Consider the following 20,251-nt stretch of genomic DNA (forward strand, 5'->3'; position numbering starts at 1 on the left):
GTCCCGCCGGTCGACCACTACGCCGACCTGCGTGACTCGATCGTGCGCCGCCTCGTCGACACCGGCTTCAACGTCGAACGCTCACACCACGAGGTGGGCACCGCCGGCCAGTCCGAGATCAACTACCGGTTCTCCACCCTGCTGCACGCCGGCGACCAACTCCAACTCTTCAAGTACATCGTGAAGAACGAGGCCTGGGCCAACGGCAAAACCGCCACGTTCATGCCCAAACCCCTGTTCGGCGACAACGGCTCCGGCATGCACACCCACCAGAGCCTCTGGCTCAACGGCGAACCACTGTTCTACGACGAGACCGGCTACGCCGGCCTGTCCGACATGGCCCGCTGGTACATCGGCGGTCTGCTGCACCACGCCCCGTCGCTGCTGGCCTTCACCAACCCGACGATCAACTCCTACCGTCGTCTGGTGCCCGGCTTCGAAGCACCGGTCAACCTGGTCTACTCCCAGCGCAACCGGTCGGCCTGCACCCGCATCCCGGTGACCGGCGCGAACCCCAAGGCCAAGCGCGTCGAGTTCCGCGTCCCCGACCCGTCGGCCAACGTCTACCTGGCCTTCTCCGCCATGATGATGGCCGGCCTCGACGGCATCAAGAGCAAGATCGAACCCCCGACGCCGATCGACAAGGACCTCTACGACCTCCCACCCGAGGAGTGGGGCGACGTCAAGCAGGTCCCCGGCTCCTTCGCGCAGGCGTTGGACTCCCTGGCTCACGACCACGACTACCTGCTCGCGGGCGGCGTCTTCTCCCCGGATCTGATCTCCACCTGGGTCGACTGGAAGCGCGCCAACGAGGTCGAGCCCATGGCGCTACGGCCGACCCCGCACGAGTTCGCCCTCTATTTCGACTGCTGATCTCGACGTACGGCAGGTCGCCGCGCTGCGCCAGCCCCGACGAGACCGTTACGAGCAGTTCTTCCACGGGGTCCCCCGCAGCAGGCCCGCAGGTCGATCAGCTGTCCGTACGGTCGTCCTCGCTGGGGCACACCTTCCTAGCCGGTCTTCTCGGTTACCAGGACCGCGTCGGTGACGGCTACCCGAGAGTGCCGCGGGCTCGCGCCGCGATGCGGATGGTGGTGCCTGCGGGTCCGCTGTCGACGAGGAGGTAGTCGGCCATCTGCCCGACCACCCACAGGCCCATTCCTCCCGTGTCGGACAGGGGCGGCCGCTGCGTGGGCGGGACGTAGCGAGCGGTGTTGAACCCCCGCCCCTGGTCGCTGACTTCACAGGTGAGCCGGCGGGCCAGGAGCAGGCGTAGGTCACCTCTGCCGCCCCCGTGCCGAACCACGTTGATCATCAGCTCGTTGACCGCGATGACCCAGTTCTCGATTTCGTCGTGGTCGAGGCCGCACCGGCGACTGACGGCCTCAACCTCGTGTCGGACGCGGTTGAGGTCGGCGAGGTTGAATGACGTCGAGAGCAGGGGTTTCCTGGCGGTGGGGGCATGGTGGTCGAGCGGCGGGTTCACCATTGATTCCCCTCCCTGTCGGACGTGACGCCGGTGACCTTGCCGGTGGCATTGGGGTGGACAGCTTCCCGGAACGGGTTCACCAGTCGACCATTGCATCAATGTGACATGGGAAGGTACCCCACGTCGGAGGCACGACACTGTTGATCTCGCTCCTGACGTGCCGTCGGCGGCGTGCCGGCGTCTAGGCTGCCTGAGTGGCTGATGCCGAGGTGGTGACGAACGAGGAGCGTCTGCGACGTATCGAGGCGATCACCGATGCTGCCCTGTCGGGGCTGAACGTCGCCGAGTTGCTCGACGAGCTACTTGAACGGGTCCGGGACCTGCTCAAGGTCGACACCGCCACCATCCTCCTGCTGGACGACCACACCGGCGAGCTCGTCGCGACAGCGGCCAAGGGCTTGGAGGAGGAAGTGCGCCGCGGGTTCCGCGTCCGGGTCGGACGCGGCTTCGCCGGACGAGTGGCGGCGACACGCGCGCCGGTCACGATCCATGACGTCACGGCCGACGATGTGGTCAATCCCATCCTGCTCGCCACGGGCGTACGTGCCCTGCTGGGTGTGCCCATGCTCGCCAACGGCAACCTCGTCGGCGTACTGCACGTCGGCTCCCTGGCCCTGCGGCGGTTCGGCCCTGAAGACGTGAAGCTGTTGCAGCTCGTTGCCGACCGTGCCAGCCTCGCAGGTCAGGCTCGAGGGCAGGTCCTCGACCGACAGGCGGCGCTGGCCCTGCAACACAGCCTGCTACCCGGCCGGCTACCCGACCTCCCCGGCCTGGACCTGGCCGCCCGGTACGTGCCCGGCCACGACCTGGGCATCGGCGGCGACTGGTACGACGTGTTCACGTTGCCCTCGGGCTGGCTGGGCGCCGTCATCGGTGATGTCTCCGGCCATGGGCTGCCCTCCGCCGTCGTCATGGGACGAATCCGCAGCGCGCTACGCGCCTACGCGCTCGATTCCGACGACCCCGCCGCGGCGCTGACCTCCCTCGACCGCAAGATCCACCACTTCGAGGCGGGCACCCTCACCACCGCCGTCTACGCCCTGATCGCACCCGACCGCACGAAGGTGCACCTCTCCTCCGCAGGCCATCTGCCACCGCTGCTGGCGGTCCCCGGCCATCCCACCCAGCCTGTCAACCTGACGGTGGACCGGCCCCTCGGCGTGGGCCGACCATCAACCAGTCGCCGCACCACCGTCCTGGACCTACCGCCGGGCGCGGCGCTCGTCTTCTACACCGATGGACTGGTCGAACGTCGCAGCGAACTGATCGACACCGGCATCGAGCGCCTCGCCGACGCCGTGCAGTCCGGGCCAGCCGAGGCGTTGTGCGACCACATCATGGCCACCACGGCGGAGCAGCACCCTACCGACGACATCGCCCTGCTGGTCATCCGCCGCCAACCACCATCAGATTAAGCCTCCGGGGCAGGCACGTGGCAAAACTGGATCTAGGCGCTATTCTGGCTCGTCTGTGGCCGATGCCTCTCCGGTGTCGGCGATCCGGCGTCATGAAGCGGCGCGGTTCCTGGGTTTCTCCTTTGGGTGCCCTGCAGTGATCCGCATGTCCGGGCGCCCGCTGGAGCGTCTGTCACGTGCCCGTCTGAGGGACACCCAGACATGAGTGACATAGGTGCACTGCTGCCGGCCGTTGCCTTCGCGGAGTTGGGTCGGATCAAGTTCAGCGAAACGGATTTCAGCGGTGTCCTGTCCCGAGTAATCGGCCTGGCCACCCGGACCGTTCCTGGTGCCGATCAGGTCTCGGTCACGCTGGTCGGGGCCGGCGGCGCGCACCCAGCGGCCTTCACCGGCGAACTTGCACTCGCGCTGGACGAAGCGCAGTACGAACAGGGCCACGGTCCGTGTCTTGTGGCGGCAGCGGCCACCGTCAGCGTCCACGTGGTCGACATGGCGACAGAGAGCCGCTGGCCAGACTGGGCCGGCCAAGCCGTTGCAGCCGGCGCGCGCAGTTCCCTGTCAATCGGCTTGCCGATGCACGAGTCTGTCACCGGGGCGCTCAACTGGGTGTCCTCGGCGTGCCCGAGCACCTGCCCCGCCTCCTCGATCCAAAGCATGAGGGACACGGAGGCAGCAATTACCGGGGTGTGCGGCGGGTCAGTTGACCGGTCGTCGTCAGGGACCTCGCGACGTCGACGAGTTTCCGATTGGTGTTCTGACTGGCCCGCGCCAGGACAGCGAATGCCTGATCGGCGGTCAGCTTGTGACGCTCCATCAGGATGCCCTTTGCCTGCCCGATGACGTCCCGCACCGAGATGGCCTGATTGAGCTGTTCGAGGTGCTGCGCGCCCGACATCGCCACTGCGGCATGCGCGGCGAACAGCAGCCCCACGTGCGTCGAGTCGTCATCGAAGGCATGCGTGCGCGACGAGTACAGGTTGAGCGCGCCGAGGTTGTCCTCCTGCACGTACAGCTGAAACGACAACATGCTCGACACGCCCAACTCGGCGGCACGCTCGGTGAACCGGGGCCACCGCTTCTCGACGATCATGTCCGGCACGTGCACGGTCTGCTGCTCATACACCGCGCTCAGGCATGGGCCCTCACCGACTTCGTACTGCACCCGATCCACCGCGTACGCCAGGTCGGCGGTGCCGGCCCGAGTATGGACCTCCCGGCGGTGTTCCACCACGGACAAGGCGGCGTACTCCGCGCCCGGCACCGTGCCCACCGCCGCGCCGGCAATCGCCTGCAGGGTCGCCTCCACGCTGTCCTCGTGCTGCAACGTCCGGGCCAGCTCACTCAGCTTCGCCGCGAGATCGTCCACCTCTACGGACCGTGGCTCGCTGGTGCCCGCATCGCTGTCACTGCCAGCCATCCCGCTGCTCCCTCAACTAGGCGGGCGGCCCCGGACGGGATTTTCTTACCGGCCGGGGCCTGACCGGGGCACTTGTCGCGAACCGGGCCCCAGCTTGCCCCAGGTTATGACGTCAAGACCATCGCCACAGAGCCGGCAACGCCGCTGGCGATAGCTCACGCTAGCTGGTCACCCTCACCTTGCTGCCCCGGATTGCGGCGAAAGCCGGGCGCAAAACCGCACCGTCCGGCGGACTCCTGCAGATCAGTGGGCTCAGCCGGCTGCTCGGATGATGCGTAAGTTGATCCCGATGGGGCACTGAACCATCGACTGTCGAAGGAGATTTCTCATGGCGAAGCCACCGTACTCACCGCCGGGATCCCGACGGGAAGTACGCGGCGCGCTCGCGGATGCTCTGGTCGGTCTCGCCGAAACTCCGAGTGACGCCTCGTTGGTCGATGATCTGTTGCAGTGGATCGTGCAGCTGACCGCTGACCTCGTGGCCCCGGTGAGCTATGCGTCGGTCACCCGGACGCGCGACGGCGCGCCGACAACGGTCGCCATGAGCAGCGAGATCGCACTCGCTGTCGACAGTGCCCAGTACGCCGACCAGACCGGGCCGTGCCTGGACGCGCTCGACGTCGGTGTGCCCGTCTCCGTGCCGGACATCGCGGCGACCATGGCCTGGCCTCGGTTCCGCGAGGCGGCGCTGGGCCTGGGTCTGCGGGCATCGCTGTCCATCCCGCTGTTCGCCGGTGCCGGCGTGCCCGTCGCCGCGCTCAACCTCTACAGCCATGATCCCGACATGATGGCACCGCTGACCGACCGGGTCTGGACGGTGTACGACCCGGAGCGCACCCGCACCGGAGCCTCGGATCCGCCGTCGTCGGACCCGGGCACCGAGGAACTCATCAGCGGCCTCATCGAGGCCTTCGCCGTGCGTGCCGTGATCCAGCAGGCCCTCGGTGTGATCATGCATCAGCGGCGCAGCACAGCCGAGGAGGCCTACCTGATGCTGCGGGTCAAGGCGGCCGAGACCGGTAGATCGCTCATCGAGACCGCGACCTCCACCAGACACCACGATGACAGGCCCGTACCCGAAAGCTAGGGCGCTGGGCCAGCTGCCAAGATCACGAACACCCTCATCGCCACCCGGCCGTTCCGGTAGTACGGCGAGGGCGCCGTCGGACCTGCGGCGGCCGGATCCACCGACCGCCGCAGGTCACCGGCCCGCCCCTCAAGGGATGGCAGTGAGCTGCACCTTCAGCTTGGCCAGCGCGCGGGTCAGCAGCCGGGAGACGTGCATCTGTGACACCCCGATCTGCTCGGCGATGCCCTGCTGGGTCAGGTTGCCGTGAAAGCGCAGTGCGACGACCCTCCGTTCCCGGTCGTCAAGGATCGCCAGCGCCGACGTGAGAGCCACCCTCAGCTCGGCCAGCGCGAGTTCGTTGTCGTCGCCGCCGAGAGTGTCGCCCAGTTCCCTGGAGGTGGTGCCATCGCCGAACGGGGTGGACAGTGAGACCGCGTTGTAGGCGCGGGCGCCTTCCAGCCCTTCGAGGATCTCCTCCTCCGTGAGGTCCAGATGCCGGGCGATGTCCGCGACGGTCGGCGAACGGCCCAGCAGCTGGGTGAGGCTGTTGTTGGCCTCGCCGATGGCCATCCGCCGCTCCTGCAGCCGCCGGGGAACGCGGACGTCCCAGGTGCGGTCACGGAAGTGGCGCTTGATCTCCCCCACGATGGTGGGGACCGCGAAGCTGACGAATTCGATCCCACGCGACGGGTCGAACCTGTCGATCGCGTTGATCAGCCCCAGTGCCGCCGTCTGGGTCAGGTCCTCGTTCGGCTCGCCGCGGCCGTTGTAGCGCCGGGCGAGGTGATGGGCCAGCGGGAGCCATGCCTCGATGGCGCGGGCGCGGGCGGCGGGCCTGGACGGGTGCCCAGCCGGCAGCGCGACCATCACGGCGAGGAGGTGGCTGGCCGGCGACTCAGGCGTGGTGCTGCGGTCAGCCAGGCTGTTCGTCGGTGCGGGCCGGCCTGTCGAAGTGATGGTCATGGTTCCTCCGCTGTCCGGTGTGGGCGTCGTCGCGACCCCCGCGCGGGGAGGTCGCGTCGTGCTCAGACCGGGCGGGTCGCCAGCCGTCCGCAAACCTGTATCAATGGGCATCAGGTGGGCCTTCACGGCCGCTGCGGTTGCTGGCTCGTCGGGTCACGTGCGGACCTCCCGAGACTCGGGATCGTGTCGGGCACGTGGCTTGACCCAGACAAGAGCCTAGAACGGTCGGTGAAGTTCTGCCAGTGGACCGCAACTGCGCCGGCCGCCTGGCGCCGACACGAAACCGCGGCGGCCGGCACGCGGGCTGCGGTGGGTGTCGCTCCACCCCGACAGGCTGAGTCGCCGCTCAACCCAGCTTCGGTTTGTCGGCAAAAGACACGGGTACCGAATTCGCGGCGCTTCGGACGGGCCCGGGGCGACACATCCGCCAGCCCTCTGCTCCGGGAGGCAGTCAATGCGAGCAATGGTCTACCGCGGTCCGTACCGCCTGCGGGTGGAGGAGAAGGACCGTCCCCCCATCGAGCATCCCAACGACGCGATCATCAAGGTGACGCGTGCGGCGATCTGCGGGTCCGACCTGCACCTCTATCACGGAATGATGCCCGACACCCGGGTCGGGATGACCTTCGGTCACGAGTTCGTCGGCGTGGTCGACGAGGTGGGTCCGTCGGTGCGGAACGTCCAGCCGGGTGACCGGGTCATGGTTCCCTTCAACGTCTACTGCGGGTCGTGCTTCTTCTGCGCCCGAGGGCTGTTCAGCAACTGCCACAACGTCAACCCCAACGCCACAGCCGTCGGCGGCATCTACGGCTACTCACACACCTGCGGCGGCTACGACGGCGGTCAGGCCGAGTACGTCCGGGTGCCGTTCGCGGACATCGGCCCGAGTCAGATCCCCGAGTGGATGGACGACGACGACGCCGTCCTGCTCACCGACGCGCTCGCCACCGGTTACTTTGGCGCGCAGCTCGGCGACATCGTCGAGGGTGACGTGGTCGTGGTCTTCGGTGCCGGACCCGTGGGCCTGTACGCCGCGAAGTCGGCCTGGTTGATGGGCGCCGGCCGGGTCATCGTCATCGACCACCTCGATTACCGGCTGGAAAAGGCGGCGTCGTTCGCCCACGCCGAGACCTACAACTTCGGGGAGTACGACGACATCGTCGTACACCTGAAAAAGATCACCGACCACCTGGGTGCCGACGTGGCCATCGACGCCGTCGGCGCGGAGGCGGACGGCAACCTCCTCCAGCACGTCACCGCCGCGAAGCTGAAGTTGCAGGGCGGTTCGCCGGTCGCCCTCAACTGGGCGATCGACTCGGTACGCAAGGGCGGCAACGTCTCGGTGATGGGCGCGTACGGGCCGATGTTCAGCGCGGTCAAGTTCGGTGACGCGCTGAACAAGGGCCTGACCCCTGCGGATGAACCAGTGCCCGGTGAAGCGGCAGTGGCCGCGCCTGTTCGAGCACATCCGCAACGGCTACCTCAAGCCCAGCGACATCGTGACCCATCGGATTCCGCTGGAGCACATCGCCGAGGCGTACCACATCTTCTCCGCCAAGCTCGACGGCTGCATCAAGCCGCTGATCGTTCCGAACCCCGCCTGACCCGATCAGGAGCCCGACATGGCCTACACAGCAGACAAGCCGAAACTGGCTGAGTCCAGCGACGAGCTGCGTGCCCGAATCCCCGGCTGGGGTGTCGACCTTGATCCGAAGGACCGACCCTCGGTGCCGCAGGAGCGGTTCGACCCGACCCTCAACGGTGCGCACTGGGAGTTCCCCGAGCGGCAGCCTGAGAAGTGGCCGAGGGAGAGGTCGATCGAGCACAAGTTCCTCACCCCGGTCTTCGGTACCTCGTGCCCGCCCAGGGGGTTGTCCGGGATGATCCGCCGGTACTCCTACCGCAGGTACAGCGAGGGACGCGCCGCCCACTGGCTGCTCCTGCTCGCCGCCGACCGCGTGGACGTGGTCGAGGCCACCTTCGCTTCGTTCCTGACCCGCCATCCTGACAATCCGATCACCGAGACCGGCGTCCTGAGCGAATTCACCCACCACGGGCTCCCGTCACGGCTGGGCGGCAAGCGGGTCGATCGCGTACACCACCCGCTCGACCCGGTCCTCGTCGCCGCGCCGTGGGTGTTGGCCGCAGGGGTCGCCTATCTGGCCCTCCGCCGAGTCGCCGGCCGCACGAGGAACTAGGTCGGCCTCTGCGGTAGAGCCGCGTCGAGGTCGGATGGGCGTCGACCAGTGTGGTCCGACGGTGGGCGAAACCGTCCATGGCGAACGTCCTCGGTCGTCGGCGGCCGACATGGCACGATGGCCGTGTCCTGCGCCGCCGGTGGCCGGGCACGACGCTGATGGAGTCGGGATGTCAGAGCTGGCCGGCCCGCCGGTGCCAGGGTTGGCGAAACTGTGGACGCACGACCCGGTCACCGCCGGCCCGTATCGCCTGGTCGGGCGGTTGGGCGCGGGTGGGCAGGGGGTCGTCTATCTCGGCGAGGACGACGCCGGTGACCGGGTCGCGGTCAAGATGGTCAACGTCGATCTGAGTGATCCACGGGCGCGGTCGCAGTTCGTCAAGGAGATCGCCGCCGCCCGCCGGGTCGCTCCGTTCTGCACCGCGCAGGTGCTCTTCGCGGAGGTGGATGGCGAGCGGCCCTACGTGGTCAGTGAGTTCATCGATGGCCTGACCCTGCACCGGCACGTCCGCGAGCGTGGTCCGGTGACCGGTAACGCCCTGCACCGGCTCGCGGTCGGCACCGTCACGGCGCTCGCGGCGATCCACAGTGCCGGGGTGGTGCACTGCGATCTGAAGCCGGACAACGTGGTGCTGGGCCAGGACGGTCCCCGGGTGATCGACTTCGGTATCGCCCGGGCGTTGGGCAACACCGAGACGGCGTCCAGCAGGGTCATGGGGACCACCGCGTACATGGCGCCGGAGCGGTTCCGCGACGACGCGATCGGTCCCCCCTGCGACGTCTTCGCCTGGGCGGCCACTATCGCCTTCGCCGCCGGTGGCCGGCCGCCTTTCGGCAGCGATTCGCTCTTCGCCGTGATGCACCGGGTGCTGCACGATCCGCCCGACCTGCCGGCGATGCCTCCCGTACTGGACGAGCTGATCCGGGAGTGCCTGGCCAAGGATCCGGCGGACCGGCCGGCTGCCGAACGCGTGCTGGTGCGGCTGCTTCGGCAGGACGGCAGGGTCACCGAGCCGCTACGTCGGGAGAGCCTGCTCGAGGTCGGCAACGAGACCGCGGGCGCGCCGACGCCGGACCAACCGCTCCCCCAGATCACGCCGACGGCACCGCAGCCATCCCCGACACAGGTACCGGCCCGGCAGACGGTGCCGACCCAGGCCCGACCGGCTCAGCCGGCGCACCTGCCGGTGCAGACCCAGCCGGCGCACCTGCCGGCGACGGAGCCCGGCGTTCGTGCTGAAGAAGGCGGCGCGTCACTGCGTAGTGAGGCCTTTGACGCCTGGGGCATCTCGACCGCGCTCTTCCTCGGTTCGGTTGGCGCCGCCGCCGGCTACGTCGCGTCGAGCGCTGTCGGCCCGGCCGCCGCGGTCGGCGCGGTCGCCTTCGTCGTGGTCTACCTGGTTCGACTGCTGGTCGCGACGGCCCTCGGGAGACGGTCCGACCGCGGGTGACCGGCGCGCTGGGGTCGAGGTCGCCGACTGGCGCCGGATCGATAGGTTGACTGCCACCAGCCGCCCGCCGAGGAGGACGTCCCGATGGCCCCACCCGCTACGCGTACGCGGCAGTGGCTGCCGTACACCGCCGCCGTCACCGCCGGGCTGGTGGTCATCGCCGGGGCGTTCTTGTTTGTCCGGCAGCGCGAAGCGGGCAAAGACTGCGCCACCATCCTCCAGGTCAACTCCTCGACGGAGAAGGCAACGCTGCTGGTCGACCTGGCCGAGGCCTACAACCGCAGCGACAGGTCGATCAAGGGCGGTGGCTGCGCCCAGGTGCACGTCAGCGCATTGAACTCGGGCAAGGCCACCGAGGCGCTGGCCACCGGCTGGACCCACACCGGCCTGCCGCAACCACAGGTCTGGCTGCCGACGTCGAGTCTGTGGACCGGCCAGCTCCGGCTGCTCGACGAAGCCGCCGGGCGGGAGTTGCAGACTCCGGACCACTACCCGTCGATCGCGAACAGCCCGCTGGTGATCGCGATGCCGCAGCCCAAGGCCGAACTGGTACGCAAGCAAGGGCCGCTGGGCTGGGGAGAGATCCTGGGCCTGTCCGGGCGGGACGGGTGGGCGGGCTTCGGCAAGCCGGAGTGGGGCCGCTTCACCTTCGGCAAGGACAACCCCAACCTGTCCACCTCCGGGCTGGCGGCGACCATCGCCACCTACTACGCGGCGGTGCAACGGGCCAGTGACCTGACCCGGTCCGACCTGGCCGACCCGGCGGTCACCCAGTTCGTCCGCCGCATCGAGGCCAACGTGTCGCACTACAGCGACGACTCGGTGGACCTGCTGCGCAGCCTCGCCGAGGCGGACCTGGCCGGCGGGGCGGGCAGCACGGACGACATGAGTGCCATCGTCCTGCAGGAGGAGCTGGTGGACCTCTACAACACCGGCGCACTGAGCCCTCGGCAGGAAGGGCAGGAGCGGGGCCGCCGGCCGAACGTCCCGCTGGTCGCCGTCCATCCCAAGGAGGGCACGTTCAACCTGGACCACCCGTTCGTCGTGCTGCCCTCCGCCGATGAGCGGCAGCGCGCGGCAGCGGCCGACTTTCAGAAGTTCCTGACCGAGGACGCCCAGCAGGAGAGGTTCGCCCGCCTCGGCTTCCGGGACCATGAGCGCCGCGCCTCGGCGGAGTTGCTTGCCAGCGTCGGCGCCGAGCCCACCGACGGCCTGAACTACTTCGAGCCGCCGGACCCGGAGGTGGTCGGCGCGATGTTGGACGGCTGGCGCACACTCCGCAAGAAGGCCAACATCCTGATCGCCCTGGACACCTCTGGGTCCATGCTGGCCAAGGTCGGCACCCGTACCCGTTTCCAGGTGGCCTCGGCGGCGGCGGGCAAGGGCCTCGCCCTGCTCAACACCGAAGACCGGGTGGGGCTCTGGTCGTTCTCCTCGGAGACGCAGCAGCAGCCGAAGAGCCCCTATCGGCAGGAGGTCCCGCTCGGCGGGTTCGATCAGAAGCGGATCAACAGCAAGATCGCCGGCCTGGAGGTCGCGGGCAGCACCGCGCTCTACGCGACGATCCGGGCCGCACACCGAGAACTGCTCGACCGGTACGACCCGCAGCGGATCAACGCGATAGTGGTGCTGACCGACGGCAAGAACGAGTACAGCAAGGACAACGACCTGGCCCGGTTGCTCGCCGAGGTCGCCCTGGACCCGCGGCGTCCGGTGAAGGTCTTCTGCATCGCCTTCGACCGGGAGTCGGACTTCGCCACCCTGGACCGGATCGCGAAGGCGTCCTCGGGCAAGGCCTTCGACGCCACCGATCCCGCGAAGATCGACGAGGCGTTCGTGAAGCTCGTCAGCAGCTTCTGACGGCGTGTAGGCGCGGCCATGGCCGCGCCCAAACCCCGGATGCGGCGCCACTCGTTCTGCCACACCTACGGGGCGGGGCAAGGACGAACACCCGATGATCCGGGGCTAGCCGTACTCGATCGTCGTCGCGTCGGAACCGGCCGTACCTCGAGATCAGGTTCTGTCCCGGTTACGGCGAGCTTCGATGTCGCGCAGCACATCCGGGTCCCATTGGCTGGCGTTCCAGTCGTCACTGGTCGGAATGGGCGACAGCGGCCACGCCGGGTCTTGCCCGGCGACTGGCGAGGAGTGCCCGGCGACGACTCGATCGACTTGGGCGATCAGCCGCAGAACCCGCGCCCGACTGTGCAGCACGCCCCCGATCAGCGCGGCGGCTCCGAGGGTGCGCAAACCCGCCTGGCCGAACAGGACGGCCGGGGCGGTTCGGTCGGTGGCCAGCCAGGCCATGAGGGTGCTGAAGACGATGCAGGAGGAGAAGACGCGTATGCCCCAGTGACGGCTGTACGAGCGGCCGGAGGAGCCGTGCGCCTCGGCAAGCTGGCGAGTGCCGCGGCCCCAGATCAGCCCGCTGATAGCCAGACCGATGAGGGCGGCGATCAGGATCAGGTTGGCCAGGACGAGTCCGATCGGTGCGCCAGCGCCGGACGGGGGCAGTGGCCGAGCACGGCCGCTCGGGGTGCTGCCGAGGACGGCCGCAGCAATCGCGGCTAGGGCGTAGAGAATGGCAAACCCGACAACGAACCAGGTCGCGACGTTCCAACCTGCTGTCCTGAGCGCGGGCGGAGGTGTCGAGGACCGGCACATGTGGCCTTGGCCGGGGTGTGCAAGTTCGGCTCCGCATTTCGTGCAGTGCAAAGTGTTCTCCATCAGCGGCGTAGCCAAGCCTTTGCCAGGCCAGTTGAGCGGGGTATCGCAGATACGTCGCACGGGGTGAAAGGCCCCGCCAGATTCGGTGCGTAGAGGATCATGCCCGGTCGGTGCCGATCCGGCGACCCCGAGTTCCGCCAAACGCTCGCCGGTTGATCCAGGAGTACGTCAGATCGGATTGGCCGTCAGGGTCGTCGCCTCCAATCACCATCGGTTCGGGCATACCGTTCGCCCTGTGCTGGAGTCCCGCGCGGTAACCCGATTGCGCGGCGCTGTTTCGCGGGGCAGCATGGCCGGTCGGCCTGAGGAGAGGCGACATGACGCGGACGTTCCTGCAGTCGGATGAGTTGCACGACCTGGTGGCGGAGCAGTTCGGCTCCAAAAGCCGGCTTGCCGGCCTGGAGCGGCTGACCGGCGGCAGTAAGAAGGGCGTCTACCGGCTTGGTGTCGACGATCAGAAGACCGTGATTCTGTATGTGTGGGCAGCGGGCGAGAATTACTGGCCGCCTTCGCCGACGGTCCCGGATGACCCGTTCACCGACGCGTCGGGCGCAGAACTGTTCGCGGCCAACCACGCGGCACTCGTCGCGGCTGGTGTGCGCGTACCGCGGCTGATCATGCTCGACCGCGACGGCCGCTACCTCGACGCCGACATAGCGCTGCTCGAAGACGCCGGCGCGCTACGGCTGGAGACCCTGATGGAACGCGATCCCGCCGCGGCCGCCGCGCCGCTTTCCATGCTCGGTGACGCTCTGCGCCGCATGCACACCACCTTCGGCCCACGCTATGGCAGGCTCACGGCCATCGACCAGGGCGAGGCGTCCCAGACTCGACGCACCGAAGACATCATCCTGGACCGGGCGCTCGGCCACCTCGACGCCGCAGCGGCCCGCGACCCCCGGCTGTCTGATGCGCAGCACAGGATCGCTGCCCACCTGCATCAGCTCCATGAAAGGGTGGCACCACGGCGGGATTACGCACTGGTGCACGGTGAACTCGGACCTGATCACGTGCTCGTCACACCGGCCGGCGAGCCGGCGATGATCGACATCGAGGGATTGTGTTACTTCGATATTGAATGGGAGCACGCCTGGCTGCAGATGCGCTTCGGCGAGGCGTATCCGGCGCTGCGTCCGGTCGATCTGGACCCGGACAGGTTGGAACTCTACCGGTACGCGCAGGTGCTGTCGCTGATCGAGGGTCCGCTGCGCATCGCGGACACCGATTTCCCGGACCGACGATGGATGCTCGACCTTGCCGAGTGGAACATCGCCAAGGCACTCGCCGCAATCTGATACCGCCCGAGGTCTCGCGCGCACCCTGGCCACCCGGCGAGGGCCACATTCATCGCCAAGCTCGGCGTGGGCCCCCACCGGCTGTGCAGTCAGACCAGTCGGCGGCGGACCCACCAGAGGGAGAACAGGGACAGCGCGACGGTCAACGCGATCAGCACGCCGAACTCCCGCCATTGCAGGCCCCAGAACTTCGAGCCGGGCACGTAGCTCACCTTCAGGCTGAGGTTCTGCTTCCCCAGCCAACTCTGGCACGCCTCGCGCCCACCGGACGCCCTCGGACCGCACTGGGTCATGTCGGCCGGACCAGTGAACTCCGCTCCGGTCGAGGTGATCGTGGTGCTCGACACGATCCAGTCACCCCTACGGTCGGGCTCGACATGGACCGTCATCCGCCCGGTGTCGGGGCTCATCGAGATCCCGAAATCACCATCGAAGTGCAGGGGGCTCACCGTGGTGACCGGCTGGGCCAGCCAGGGGCGCACCACGAACGGCGCGGCGATCTGCAGGCTGATCACCACCAGCAGGGTCACCGCCATCGCGGCGAGAGTCCGCCGCAGCAGCAGCCCGGCGGCGACACCCACCACGAAGGCCAGCGTCGCGTAGCCAACCGGCACAATCCCCCGGGCCGCGAACACCAGCGGGTTCATCCGGTCCGCCGAGGCCCCGTCGATCGGCTGCGCCCACTCGGTCAGCACCAGGCTGAGCAGGCCGGCACCGAGCGCGGCGGCACCGCAGCCGGCCGCCAGTTTGACCAGCAGCCAGCGGCCACGGCTGACGGACTGACTGAAGACCATGCGGTACGTGCCGGACTCCAACTCCCGGGCCACCAGCGGTGCGCCCCAGAAGATGCCCACCAGGGCGGGCAGCAGGTACAGGGCCCCGATGGCGGCGATGTGGAACTCACTCGCCCATCCCGGTTGTAGCGCCTGGAGGAACGCCTCGCCGGCGGCACGACAGGCATCGCCCTGGCAGCCGGTGTATCCGGTCTCTCTGGCCAGCTGCGTCACCTCCGGCCAGGTCAGCGCCAGACCGCCCAGGAGCACCAGCAGCAGGGTGCCGGTGGCCAGGGCCGGGGTCCGGAACTGCCGCCAGGTCATCCAGATCATCGCTGTCCCTCCAGAACCCGGTCCGGCCCGTCGCCGGTGGCACCGCTCATGTACGCCAGCACGATGTCCTCCAGGTCCAGCCGGTCGACCTGCCAGGACGGGTCGACGATCGGCGCGGTGCTGCGCACCACCAGGGTCGACTGCACCTCGGTGTGACTCTGCTCGACCAGGGCTCGCCCGGCACCCAGGTCGGCGGTGTCGCGCCGCCGCCCGACCAGACGGTGGTGGGTGGCGAGCAGGTCGTCCACGTCGCCGGCCACCCGCACCCGAGAGGCGACCAGCACGATCAGGTGGTCACAGACCCGTTCCAGGTCGGCGACCAGGTGCGAGGACATCACGATGCTCATGCCCTGCTCTGCGGTCAGCTCCATCAGCCCCTGTAGGAAGTTGCGCCGGGCGAGCGGGTCGAGTGCCGCCACCGGCTCGTCGAGCAGCAGCAGATTGGGGCGCTTCGCCGCGGCGACGGTCAGGGCCAGTTGGGCGCGCTGGCCCCCGGAGAGCTTGCCCGCCTTCTGCGCCGGGTCCAGACCAACCTGGTCGATCCGCCGCTTGGCGAGCGCAGCGTCCCAGGACGGGTTGAGGTGCGCGCCCATCCGCAGGTGGTCGGCGACGGTCAGGCCGGCGTAGACCGGGGTGTCTTGCGCGACGAACCCGACCTGCGGCGACCCGCTGACCGGCCGCGCGCCGAGCACCTCGATCTGCCCCGCGGTCGGATCGAGCAGCCCACAGGCCAGTTGCAGCAGCGTGGACTTACCGGCGCCGTTCGGACCGACCAGGCCCACGACGTGGCCGGCCGGAATGTCCAGAGTGCAGTCCTTCAGTGCCGAGCGCCGCCCGTAGCGCTTGGTCAGACCGTCCGCGATCAGGGCGCTAGTCATCCTCGGGCCTCCGAAAATGCCCGAAAGCTGCTGAGGAAGAGCGCCTCGATGCTCTCGTCGTCCAGGCCGGCCTCCCGTGCCTCGGTCAGCCAGCGGGCCAGGCCCTGCCGCAGCGGCTCGTGCTTGCTCAGCGAGTCGCCGACCAGCGTGCGGGTGACGAACGTGCCCAGCCCGGGCCGGGCCATGACCAGGCCCTCGTACTCCAACTCGCGGTACGCCTTGGACACCGTGTTCGGGTTGATCGCGACCCGGGCCACCACCTCCTTCACGGTGGGCAGCTTGTCGCCTTCGTTCAGGACTCCGAGCCGGAGCGCGTGCCGTACCTGTCGGATGAGCTGCATGTACGGCGCGACCCCGGACCGTGCGTCCAGGTGGAACTCGATCACCTCGCCACCCCATTCCACTAGTTGCCTAGCACAATAGGGCCATCGAAGGTCTGTTCGCTAGCGAATGACGTCACCTAGCACCACGGGTTCTCGGACGACCACCCGTCGAGCCACGCCAAGGCCCCGGAACGGAGGCAGAGAACGAGCGCAGCCCTCGAGTACCGCCCCTCGACGCGACGAAGCGAGGGCGTACTCGCCAGATCCGCCACCGGAGCCACAGCGGAGATGAGCGCCTCGGTCCCCCGGGATCAGCCCCTCTCGCCCGCCTCGGGTCGAGTCGTGGAGTCCCCGTCAGTGGCCCTTGCACGGGGGTGCCCGGCCGACCTCAGGACATCGGGATCGGGAAGTTGGTGCGTCTGTCGTTTCAGTGACGCCCAGGAATGCCGCTGCCACCAGGGCCTACGCAACGTGTGCCGATAGGCCTTACGAGCCAGCCATTCGAAGTAGATCCACTGATCCGGGCTGTTTTGACGCGAGCGCAGGTCGGCGATCATCGGCGACAGGATGATGAAGAGTCGGACGCACCAGTTCGACCAGAAGTCGAGGAACGCCCTGCGATCAGCGTAGGAATTGCGGAGCAGGAAGCCGATTTGTGAGATCTGTATGCCTACAGCAGTCGCCGCAGCACGCTCCTCCTCAGACCACTGTGCGTATTCCTTGTTCTCCAGTCCGTAGACCACGTCTCGCAGCGCCACGTTCTCCGCCGACCAGTGGTTCATCATCGCGCCGGACAGGATGCCACCGCGTGAGACGGACCGGCCGACCAGCAACTGAACGCACGAGATCAACGCGGCAACGATCGCCACCACGGCCGAAATCTGTGCGGTCAAGGCGCCCTCCCACTGACCGTCAGGAACGCGATCCCATGTTCCTGGGCGCAACCGCCCTGGATCATCCATCTTCGGTGATGTCGTCAAGCGCCCGACCCGCAGCAGCCCTCCATGCCTGGCAGCCTGCACCGGTCCTCCCGCTCAGGTCGGAACGTCCGGCCACGCCCAAGTCGACGACGACGCTGCGATGGGTCCCTCCGACGTCACTACAGGCCCAGGCCCCGCAGGGTGGGTACCGTCTGGCCCACCCAGGCGAGGTCGGCGTCCTCGCGAGCACCCTGAGTGCGTTGGGTGCCGGCCAGGAACCACAGGAAATAGGTCGTGTAGCCGGGTGCGCTGACCACTGTGTGGTACCCCTCGGGCATCATCTGCATCACGTGGTCACGGATGGTGACGTTCTCCTCGTACCCGTCGTCGGTGTAGACCCGGCTGATGCCGAACCCGTTCGCCGGGTTGACGCGGTAGTAGTACATCTCCTCGTGTGCGGCCTCGGCGGGCAGGTCGTCGACCTTGTGCCGGTGTGGCGGGTAGGTGCTCCAGTTGCCCGAGGGCGTGTAGGTCTCGCCGACGATGAGCCGGCGGGCGGGCAGGTCCGGCTGGGAGACTTCGGTGAGGATCTGGTGATAGGTACGGCCGAAGTTGGCCGCTCCCCACCGGCCGCTCACGACCTGCTCCGGTGCGATCACGTAGGGGTCCGTGGCCAGTTCGCTGGGTGCGCTGGGTAGGGCTATCTCCACGGCGGTGACCGCCTCGACGGTCACCGAGGAGCCGGCCGGGATGTAGACGGAGTGCGGCTTGCCGGAGAAGACGTCCGGACGTTGGCCGACCTGCGGGAAGTGGCGCTCGGCGACGGTGAAGCTGGCCGTGCCACCGAGGATGACGGCCAGGATCTCCCGGTCACCGGACTCGCCGGTCCAGGACTCGCCGGCCGACAGCCGCAGCAGTGTGAAGTCCAGCAGTCGGCAGGGATTGAAGGGCAACGTGTTCCGGCCGTCGACGGCGGGAACGGAGCAGTGGTAGCGGTAGTCCATGGTCACCTTTCGGGATGCGGGGCTGAGCGGGTCGGTGCACGGTGGTCACCAGGGGCTGGTCCAGCCCGGGATGGTGGCGCGGGTGAGGGCTTCCAGGTAGAAGTAGTCGCCCCACAGGGTTCCCTCGTCGACGCCGACGCTCTTGGGTTTGTCGTAGACGCCGTGCAGGATCAGCGCGTTCGAGATCGGATGGCCGTCGGTGGAGTAGTGGCCGATGAGCGAGCGCAGGATCTCGGCGGCGGCTGTGCGGTACCGGTCGGCGCTGGCCGTGTCGGTGAGGCCGTCTGCCAGTTCGACCAGGCCGCAGGCGGCGATGGCCGCGGCCGAGCTGTCCCGCTCCTGGCCGCTGCCGTCGCCGAACACCAGATCCCAGTACGCGACGTGGTCGTCGGGCAGGTGGGCGAGGAAACGGTCGGCGCAGGTCCTCGCGGCGGTGAGCAGCGCGGGGTCGCCGATGTGCCGGTGGTTGAGGCTGAACCCGTAGATGCCCCATGCCTGCCCACGCGCCCAGCAGGAGTGGTCGGAGTGGCCCTGTTCGGTTTCGCCGCGTAGCGGCGCGCCGCTGGTCGGGTCCCAGTAGAAGGTGTGGAAGGTGGTGCCGTCCGGACGCAGGATGTGCTGGCGCAGCTGAGCGGTGTGCCGGCGGGCCGCGGCGGCGTAGCGGTCGTCGCGGGTGGTCTGGCTGGCCCAGAAGAGCAGCGGCGTGTTCATGAGGCTGTCGATGATCGTGCGCCCGCGTTGGCGGGGGTCGTTCAGGTCGCCCCAGGCCTGGATGATTCCGGCGGGTTCGAGGACGCGCGTCATCAGGTGGTCGGCGGCGGCGAGGGCCGCGTCTCGGGCCCGTGGGTCGCCGGTACGGCGGGCCGGGGTGACGCAGGCGAGGGTGTAGAGGAACCCGAGGTCGTGGGTGTCCAGGTCGATGCCGCGGGTCATCCGGGCCGCGAAGCTGTCCACGTGGGAGAGCGCTGCCCGCTTGTGGCGCTCGTCGCCGGTCAGGTCGTGTGCCAGCCAGAGCATGCCGGGCCAGAAGCTCGTGGTCCAGCCGACGTTGGCGCCCTCGGGCTGGCCTGCGGTCGGTGGCCGGAGCGGGTAGCGGTTCGCGTCGGTGGTGTCCGCGGGGTACCGGTCGCCGAAGGTGGCGATGTTCGCGTCGACGGTACGTATCGCGGCTGCCACCGCGGCCGCCGTGGCCTCTGCGTCGGAGTTGGGACGGACGTCGGTCGCCGTCATGGATGCTGTTCTCCCTCGTGGGTCCGGTCCGGTGCCGGGCAGGTGTGTCGTCGGCGTCCCGGCTCGGTGGCCGGAACCTGGTGCTCAGGTGGTCTGGGGTGCGGTCGTCGGTGGGTCGAGGGCGGCGCGCAGTGTGAAGCGGCTGTTGGCCCAGACGACGTAGAGCAGTGGCGCGGCGGCGAGGCCGAGCGCGATCGCGGGGCGGGCCGCCAGGATCTGGGCGAGCAGCACGAGGACGAGCAGAGACACGGCGGTGAGGTACCAGCGGCGCACTGCCAGGTACACGCAGGCACGGGCCACGTCACGCAACCGCGCCGTGGGTCGGTCGGCGAGGGTCACCAACCCGAGCAGCGTGGTCGCGACGGTGAGGACGATCAGGGTCGCGAGGACCGGCAGGGCCAGTGCGCCGACCCGGTGGCCCCAGGCGGCGCGGGCGTCGACGGCGAGGACGACCAGGGCAACCATGGCTGCCGCCGTCCAGAGCATCGCCGGCCGGGCGGTGGCGCGCCAGGCGCGGCCGTAGGTGTGCAGGACGCCGCCGGTGTCGCCGGCCGAGTAGGCGGACATGACCGCGAAGACCGCACAGAGCCCTGGCGCGCAGAGCGGGGCGGTCAGCGCGTAGAGCGGCCACGAACGCGCTGCCTCGGTGGTGAACGCGAGCATCACCAGTGGCAGGCAACCGAGCACCAGCAGCAGATTGGTGACGAGCGCGACGTAGAAGCCGTCGAAGACGGCGGTGATGGTGTTGTGGCGCGAACGCATGGGCC

At 68.7% G+C, this 20,251-nt stretch carries 20 protein-coding genes; 8 read left to right on the forward strand and 12 right to left on the reverse strand.

The genetic code is table 11. The annotated features are described in order from the left end of the window. Window positions 1–873: type I glutamate--ammonia ligase (gene glnA, locus FB453_RS21155; protein ID WP_145792676.1), on the forward strand; the 873-nt coding region annotated here is incomplete at its 5' end. A gap of 178 nt (window positions 874–1,051) precedes the next feature. Here the strand turns inward: glnA and FB453_RS21160 are convergent. Beyond that, window positions 1,052–1,489, reverse strand: coding sequence for an ATP-binding protein (locus tag FB453_RS21160; protein WP_186718417.1), 438 nt, complete (start codon window positions 1,487–1,489; stop codon window positions 1,052–1,054). A 194-nt stretch (window positions 1,490–1,683) separates the two neighbouring features. On the opposite strand from FB453_RS21160, the gene FB453_RS21165 reads away from it, so the two are divergent. Continuing rightward, window positions 1,684–2,904: a GAF domain-containing SpoIIE family protein phosphatase gene (locus FB453_RS21165; RefSeq protein WP_145792681.1), complete on the forward strand. Its 1,221-nt coding sequence runs from the start codon at window positions 1,684–1,686 to the stop codon at window positions 2,902–2,904. Between the two features lie 90 nt (window positions 2,905–2,994). Here the strand turns inward: FB453_RS21165 and FB453_RS21170 are convergent, their stop codons facing one another. Both FB453_RS21170 and FB453_RS21175 read right to left on the reverse strand, forming a co-directional pair. Then, window positions 2,995–3,342, reverse strand: a complete 348-nt coding sequence (locus FB453_RS21170) for a hypothetical protein (protein WP_145792684.1) — start codon at window positions 3,340–3,342, stop codon at window positions 2,995–2,997. Window positions 3,343–3,580: 238 nt separating this feature from the next. Continuing rightward, window positions 3,581–4,321 (reverse strand): GAF and ANTAR domain-containing protein, encoded by a 741-nt coding sequence (locus FB453_RS21175; RefSeq protein WP_145792686.1) that lies wholly within the window; start codon window positions 4,319–4,321, stop codon window positions 3,581–3,583. 328 nt (window positions 4,322–4,649) lie between these two features. On the opposite strand from FB453_RS21175, the gene FB453_RS21180 reads away from it, so the two are divergent. Next, window positions 4,650–5,408, forward strand: coding sequence for a GAF and ANTAR domain-containing protein (locus FB453_RS21180; protein WP_145792688.1), 759 nt, complete (start codon window positions 4,650–4,652; stop codon window positions 5,406–5,408). 129 nt (window positions 5,409–5,537) lie between these two features. On the opposite strand, the gene FB453_RS21185 is transcribed toward FB453_RS21180, so the two are convergent. Beyond that, a complete protein-coding gene (locus FB453_RS21185) occupies window positions 5,538–6,353 on the reverse strand; it encodes a SigB/SigF/SigG family RNA polymerase sigma factor (protein WP_145792690.1) in 816 nt (271 codons plus the stop codon). A 454-nt stretch (window positions 6,354–6,807) separates the two neighbouring features. Here FB453_RS21185 and FB453_RS21190 point away from each other — a divergent pair, with 454 nt between their 5' ends. The 4 genes from FB453_RS21190 to FB453_RS21205 all read left to right on the forward strand — a co-directional run bounded on the left by FB453_RS21190 (window position 6,808) and on the right by FB453_RS21205 (window position 11,861). Beyond that, window positions 6,808–8,010, forward strand: coding sequence for an MDR/zinc-dependent alcohol dehydrogenase-like family protein (locus tag FB453_RS21190; protein ID WP_486480359.1), 1,203 nt, complete (start codon window positions 6,808–6,810; stop codon window positions 8,008–8,010). Then, entirely contained in the window at window positions 7,976–8,551 is a 576-nt protein-coding gene (locus FB453_RS21195) for a hypothetical protein (protein ID WP_145792693.1), read from the forward strand. Before FB453_RS21190 ends, FB453_RS21195 begins: the two co-directional genes overlap by 35 nt. Window positions 8,552–8,720: 169 nt before the next feature. After that, the gene (locus FB453_RS21200; RefSeq protein WP_186718419.1) at window positions 8,721–10,001 is read left to right on the forward strand and encodes a protein kinase domain-containing protein; all 1,281 of its coding nucleotides are present in this window, start codon (window positions 8,721–8,723) and stop codon (window positions 9,999–10,001) included. Window positions 10,002–10,085: 84 nt separating this feature from the next. Further along, window positions 10,086–11,861: an extracellular solute-binding protein gene (locus FB453_RS21205; protein ID WP_145792697.1), complete on the forward strand. Its 1,776-nt coding sequence runs from the start codon at window positions 10,086–10,088 to the stop codon at window positions 11,859–11,861. A 153-nt stretch (window positions 11,862–12,014) separates the two neighbouring features. On the opposite strand, the gene FB453_RS21210 is transcribed toward FB453_RS21205, so the two are convergent. Next, complete coding sequence (locus FB453_RS21210; protein WP_258395598.1) at window positions 12,015–12,728, reverse strand: hypothetical protein; 714 nt, start codon at window positions 12,726–12,728, stop codon at window positions 12,015–12,017. 317 nt (window positions 12,729–13,045) lie between these two features. On the opposite strand from FB453_RS21210, the gene FB453_RS21215 reads away from it, so the two are divergent. Next, window positions 13,046–14,023, forward strand: coding sequence for a phosphotransferase (locus tag FB453_RS21215; protein WP_145792699.1), 978 nt, complete (start codon window positions 13,046–13,048; stop codon window positions 14,021–14,023). Window positions 14,024–14,112: 89 nt separating this feature from the next. Here FB453_RS21215 and FB453_RS21220 read toward each other — a convergent pair whose 3' ends face one another. From FB453_RS21220 to FB453_RS21250, 7 genes are all read right to left on the reverse strand, one after another. Further along, window positions 14,113–15,129 (reverse strand): ABC transporter permease subunit, encoded by a 1,017-nt coding sequence (locus FB453_RS21220; protein ID WP_145792701.1) that lies wholly within the window; start codon window positions 15,127–15,129, stop codon window positions 14,113–14,115. Then, window positions 15,126–16,007, reverse strand: a complete 882-nt coding sequence (locus tag FB453_RS21225) for an ABC transporter ATP-binding protein (protein WP_145792703.1) — start codon at window positions 16,005–16,007, stop codon at window positions 15,126–15,128. The genes FB453_RS21220 and FB453_RS21225 overlap by 4 nt, the downstream gene beginning before the upstream one ends. Beyond that, window positions 16,004–16,393, reverse strand: coding sequence for a GntR family transcriptional regulator (locus FB453_RS21230; RefSeq protein WP_112622817.1), 390 nt, complete (start codon window positions 16,391–16,393; stop codon window positions 16,004–16,006). The genes FB453_RS21225 and FB453_RS21230 overlap by 4 nt, the downstream gene beginning before the upstream one ends. Window positions 16,394–16,641: 248 nt before the next feature. Beyond that, window positions 16,642–17,223 (reverse strand): DUF4760 domain-containing protein, encoded by a 582-nt coding sequence (locus tag FB453_RS21235; protein ID WP_145792706.1) that lies wholly within the window; start codon window positions 17,221–17,223, stop codon window positions 16,642–16,644. A 206-nt stretch (window positions 17,224–17,429) separates the two neighbouring features. After that, a complete protein-coding gene (gene iolB / locus FB453_RS21240; protein WP_186718448.1) occupies window positions 17,430–18,254 on the reverse strand; it encodes a 5-deoxy-glucuronate isomerase in 825 nt (274 codons plus the stop codon). Window positions 18,255–18,299: 45 nt separating this feature from the next. After that, the gene (locus FB453_RS21245) at window positions 18,300–19,484 is read right to left on the reverse strand and encodes a glycoside hydrolase family 88 protein (RefSeq protein ID WP_145792708.1); all 1,185 of its coding nucleotides are present in this window, start codon (window positions 19,482–19,484) and stop codon (window positions 18,300–18,302) included. A gap of 84 nt (window positions 19,485–19,568) precedes the next feature. Then, window positions 19,569–20,246, reverse strand: a complete 678-nt coding sequence (locus tag FB453_RS21250) for a ferredoxin-NADPH reductase (RefSeq protein ID WP_145792710.1) — start codon at window positions 20,244–20,246, stop codon at window positions 19,569–19,571. Window positions 20,247–20,251: the final 5 nt, after the last annotated feature.

The organism is Micromonospora sp. CNZ322 (assembly GCF_007827755.1).